Origin of the sequence: Corynebacterium sp. MSK204 (assembly GCF_030229885.1) — a bacterium.
Lineage (GTDB): Bacteria > Actinomycetota > Actinomycetes > Mycobacteriales > Mycobacteriaceae > Corynebacterium.
The window spans coordinates 1-4,964 of the sequence record NZ_JASPGQ010000031.1 but is presented as its reverse complement, the minus strand read 5'-3'; the positions used below and the strand labels follow the sequence as shown (position 1 = coordinate 4,964).

At 51.6% G+C, this 4,964-nt stretch carries 4 protein-coding genes; 3 read left to right on the top strand and 1 reads right to left on the bottom strand.

Features of this window, described 5'->3' with window-relative positions; translation table 11 throughout:
• Positions 1-280: 280 nt before the first annotated feature.
• The 3 genes from QP908_RS11540 to QP908_RS11530 all read left to right on the top strand — a co-directional run bounded on the left by QP908_RS11540 (position 281) and on the right by QP908_RS11530 (position 3,932).
• Positions 281-1,183 (top strand): LysR family transcriptional regulator, encoded by a 903-nt coding sequence (locus QP908_RS11540; RefSeq protein WP_284772338.1) that lies wholly within the window; start codon positions 281-283, stop codon positions 1,181-1,183.
• Positions 1,170-2,060 (top strand): serine hydrolase, encoded by an 891-nt coding sequence (locus QP908_RS11535; RefSeq protein WP_284772337.1) that lies wholly within the window; start codon positions 1,170-1,172, stop codon positions 2,058-2,060. Before QP908_RS11540 ends, QP908_RS11535 begins: the two co-directional genes overlap by 14 nt.
• Before the next feature lie 105 nt (positions 2,061-2,165).
• Positions 2,166-3,932 carry a penicillin-binding transpeptidase domain-containing protein gene (locus QP908_RS11530; RefSeq protein WP_284772336.1) on the top strand — a complete coding sequence of 589 codons (1,767 nt, stop codon included), beginning with the start codon at positions 2,166-2,168 and terminating at the stop codon, positions 3,930-3,932.
• A 376-nt stretch (positions 3,933-4,308) separates the two neighbouring features.
• On the opposite strand, the gene QP908_RS11525 is transcribed toward QP908_RS11530, so the two are convergent.
• Positions 4,309-4,964 (bottom strand): glycosyltransferase family protein (locus QP908_RS11525; protein ID WP_502868913.1); only part of this gene is annotated, 656 nt, incomplete at its 5' end.

Genomic DNA, 4,964 nt, shown 5'->3' with positions numbered 1-4,964 from the left:
ATTGTGGATAACTGTCTAGAGATCACAGGATGGCATGGAATAAGAGATGGGATAGGGCACCTTGTCCGTGCCTCCTTGACGCAAAGACATTTACTACGGAGCTTCGACAAGTACGGGTCGAGTTATAGAATTATTTCCTCATTCAAAAACTATGGTTCTCCTGTACAACGAGCTCGTCATGATCTTGCTTTGGAGGATATGCGTCGGCGTGAAGTATTCGGAGCCATGGCAGACGGGTAACTCTTCAGTTGGTCGTTGAAGATTGATTAGACTCGATGGTATGTCTATGCGATCTGGCCATATCAGGTATTGGGAATATTTCGTTGTGGCCGCCGAACAGGGCAGTCTTTCCCAAGCGGCGGTATATCTGGGGATGACTCAGCCTCCTGTTTCGCAAGGGATTAAACGCTTGGAATCTGAGGTGGGCGGGCAGTTACTTGAAAGAAGACGGGATGGAGTCCGCCCTACCTCCTTGGGTCGAACGCTTCTCCCTCAAGCGCGAGTCCTTATTCGTGATGCTCAAGAGCTTCATAATCTGGCTGAAGACACCCTGGGCAGTGGAGCTTTAAGAATTGGGTTCGTTCCGTCACTTCCAAATTTGTGTGCGGCAATGATTGCTCAAGAACATAGCTTTGAGCTGGATCCTATTTATAGCTCGGGAACTGCTGCTGAGCTGGTTCGAAAAGTTGAAGAAGGCGAAATTGATTGTGCAATCATCGAAGATCCTTCTCCGCTGGGCTCCCTGGTTCGTGGTAAATTACACGAGCTGCCTCGCCTTCTATTTGGTGGCGACGAGACAAATAAATCGTTAACAACTCTGCGTGACTACGTATTGTTAGATGACACTAGGGCTATCAGTCCAGCTGCAGCCGACAGACTTGCAGATGCCTTTTTCAGCATGGGTGTTAACCCAACAGTGCGACCACGTCCAGAAAATGCGATTCTGGCCGCCGAGCTCGGTAGCGGGAGAGCGATCGCATTGTCTACCCCTGATTGCCCATTCCTAGCTCCAGGGTTTACTTTAGGTCGTCAATTTAATTTGCGACTGCGTGTTGTGGTCTCTTCACATCGAAACTCGACTGAATCTGGACGCGATATTCGCAGCATTCTAGATTCCGTACTAACTAAGTCAGTAAGAAGAATGGAATCATTAAAAAGAGAGCGAAACGATGGTGGAGAGTGAAAGAACCGATCGACAGATTCGAGAAGTTCTTGCCAATGCTGGCTGCGACGGATGGGCATGGGCTCAGTACCTAGATACAGGTGTGCCTGGGATCGGGTTTCGCCAAAACGATGTAGTTGCGATTGCTTCAATGTACAAACTTTTCGTACTTGGGGCCTACTGCATGGCAGTTGATGACCAGCAATTGGATCCGATACAGCGCATCGTTATCACCCCATCGAAGCAACCCCGGGGAGGTGTGGGCTTCGGCCATTTTGAAGACGCTGTTACATTGAGCATGCGAGACCTTGTTCGGCAGATGATTATGGTTTCTGACAACGTTGCTGCTCATGCGCTCATTGAAAGAATACCGGCACGCTATTTTGATCTTGTTATACAAAAAGCCGGACTAATTGATTCCGTCATAGCCTTGCCAGGTTCTTTGACTCACAACGCAGAATTGCTCGACCACGATGTAAGTCCCGCAGTAGAAACTCGTCGATTACTTTCAGAACACCCTCGCGCGTCACTAGATGAAATTGCATTCAATTCGTCTAGTACTGCTCGTGAACTGGTGGTGCTATTGGCTTGGATGCTCGGCGAGGGTGATCTCAGTTCTACCATGCAAAACTTTGCGGAAGAAGTGTTAAGTCAACAAGCCTGGACCCACAGAATTCCTTCTGCGTTTCCTGCGGATGGTGTTCGGTTTTCCGGAAAGACAGGGACCATTGGCCCGATACGAGGCGAAGTATCCTTGATCTCTATTGTTCATGAAACACCAATTGCCGTGTCTGTGGTGACGAGATCTGCACGAGTTGGAACCAATCTGCCGAAATCTGATCTAGCGATCGGAAATATTGCCAGGATCCTTGTTAATGAGCTACTGGCTTACCAATAGTTGCTAAAGAATTATGTCTTTGACCATTGTCTATTTCGATAATGAATGATCACTAAGGCAATACGCTTGTGGGCCGAAAGCCTCGTTGGTGCCTATTGTTTTTGTATGTACGTTTTTCGAAATACCCGACGCATTGGTGTGCAAACGGGCATTGTTGTGACCACGGCGTTGATTGCTTCAAGTTGTTCGCTAATCCCTGGCAAGGATGTAGCTGAATCATTTTCAGTTGCGGTTGGCGAAGGGGATTACGCGGGTGCTGCTGAGCTGACCAACGAGCCAGAGCTAGCGCTAAGCTATTTTGAGGCGCTTGAAGCGGGAGTGGGAGAACTGTCGCTGAATATCGATATTGAAGGTGATTCCGACTTTCGCGAAACAGTTGTTGAATGGAGCTTGCCCAGCGGCGACTCGGCCACGACGACGGGTCAAATTGGTACCGATCTAGTTTCTGGAAAAGTAGAGTGGACACCATCCATTCTCTCCAGTCTCTTTACAAATGAAACGAGAGTTATCTACTCCGACGACCGTGACTATTCGACACAACTAGTTGATCGTGATTCTCGCCCAATTATGAAATGGACCTCAGTTACAGCAGTCCGCGCAGGAGCCGATAACGTTGGTGATGCACACGAAATCGCTGAAGCACTTGATCCTATTATTCCTGGTTACGGCCCTGAAGATGTCGAATCGGCGATTCAATCAAACCCGGATGGTGATACGACCCTTGTAAGGCTACGAAAAGAAGACGCTCAAATTGTCATGCCAGAATTGCGACTCATTGACGGGCTGGACTTCGTCGAAGAAGGCGACCTTCTTTCAGGATCAAGAAATCTTCAGACCCCAATTGATGCCGGATTGCGCGAATATTGGCTGGATAAGACAAATGAGACTGCCGGATGGACTCTACGCGCGGTTGAACCGAATGGTGGCGAGAATATTCTCGCCCAGAAGGAACCACAGAAAGTCCAGAACATTCAAACGACGCTTGATATCGCTGTTCAAGGCGCCGCACAGCGAGCTGTTGATCAGCAGAAGAATCCAGCCTCCCTAGTTGTCATTTCTCCCTCCAACGGCGGGATTGTCGCAGTTGCGCAGAACAAGGCAGCAAGTGAACAAGGTGCTGTGTCCCTGATGGGGCTGTATCCGCCCGGCTCAACCTTTAAGACAGTCACAACTGCAGCAGCTTTAGACAGAGGACTGTCTCCGGACGCATTGGTTGAGTGTCCAGCAACTGCAGAAATCGACGGGCGAGTGATCCCCAACGACAACGAGTTTGACTTGGGTACCGTTACAATGACTACCGCTTTTGCGGCATCGTGCAACACCACTCAAGGATTTATTTCTCGTGAGTTTGAACCAACATCGATGAAGAACACTGCGCTAAGCCTGGGTCTTGGAATTGACTTTACTACTCCCGGCCTAACCACGGTGACGGGCTCTGTACCAGAAACCGAAGCTGGTGCTGCACGGGTAGAAGCTGCAATTGGGCAGGGCGAAGTGCTTGCTTCACCTTTTGGTCTCGCTGTTATGGAAGCGTCATTAGCAAATGGGGGGAAAGTCATCAATCCACAAGTGATATTTGGCGAGGAATCGGCGCTCGATCAGAATCCAGAGCCGCTGTCTCCCCGCACAGTTGAAGCGATTCGCGCCATGATGTATGAAGCTGTTGCTACTGGCTCGGCGCGATCTTTGAATGACATTGAAGGGCTAGGTGGTAAGACTGGCACAGCGGAGATTGATGGTCAGGAGGCCTACGGTTGGTTCGCAGGTATTGTTGATGACTACGCATTTTCAAGTCTTGTTGAACGTGCAGGATCATCAGATCCAGCACTAGAGGTAGCGGGAGCATTCCTACGAGATGAAACTATCCTGTAACCAACGGTTTGAGCTGTTCATCGGTCATCCCGTGGGATCGCGAAGCTAGTGACGGGGCGTCCTTCAACAGCGGTGTGCAATTCTGTGGCCTTGGCTTCGTCGAATCGTACACGGGGGACGTCGGTGTGACCGGTATGTAGCAGGCATGGTGATTGGTTTTGTTGATGTCTCATCCGGTAGTGAGGTCGACGGTTGTGCCGGTGGTCATGGCCGGCCTCCTTGCGGAGCCGATTCGAAGAGATTATATGCGGCTAGTTTTAATGATCCTTCAGCAAGGAGGCGATAGTCGGCATGCCGCACGGTACGGGCTGTTCGGCGATAAGTCCAAACAGAAGCATCTTCGGGAACAGCGTGACCCAATTGAGCCGAACGGCGGTCACCGCTGCTCGTCTACGCCGTGGGCGTGCGGCGGGCTAGGACTCGGAGGGGGTGCCGTCGGCTGCTCAACCCCTTCGATCTTGAAGGGGGAGCCATCGGCCTTACTGGCTTTACTGTCTTCCGCGCCTTCGTTAGTAATGTGTTCGGCCCGGTCCCGCACCCCGGATTCGCGCCGGGGCAGGAATCCCATGATTGCGTAGACGACGATGAACAGCAGGCACAAGGTGGTCCAGATGGTGCCAAGCCAGGGGATCTCGCGGGACAGCGAGTCGATGCCACGAGAGGACATGTGCCACCAGGCGGGGTACGAGACGAACGGGATATGGAACACCACGACGGCCGCGATGGCACCGAACCCGGCCAGTTGGCGTCCCCAAAAGGTGGTGACGCGCTGCGCGATCCACTCGTTGACCTTGAGGAAGAGGACGATGCTAAGCGGGATCAGCCAGACGAAGTGGTGGTACCAGGAAAACGGCGAGACTAAGCAGGAGCTCAGGCCGGTTAGCGCGAACGCCATGGACTGGTTGCCACGCTGCATCGCCGTGCGAAGGACCAGGCAGGTGAGGATGAAGATGACGATGACCGACGCAATCCAGATCCAGGTGCCCTCGATGCCGAAGGTGCGCTGCAGGATTGAGAAGACTGACTTTGAGC

Bases quoted from the DNA above. Each gene is read 5' to 3' on its own strand.
- QP908_RS11540 (WP_284772338.1), top strand. From the start codon at position 281: ATGTCTATGCGATCTGGCCATATCAGGTATTGGGAATATTTCGTTGTG.
- QP908_RS11535 (WP_284772337.1), top strand. From the start codon at position 1,170: ATGGTGGAGAGTGAAAGAACCGATCGACAGATTCGAGAAGTTCTTGCC.
- QP908_RS11530 (WP_284772336.1), top strand. From the start codon at position 2,166: ATGTACGTTTTTCGAAATACCCGACGCATTGGTGTGCAAACGGGCATT.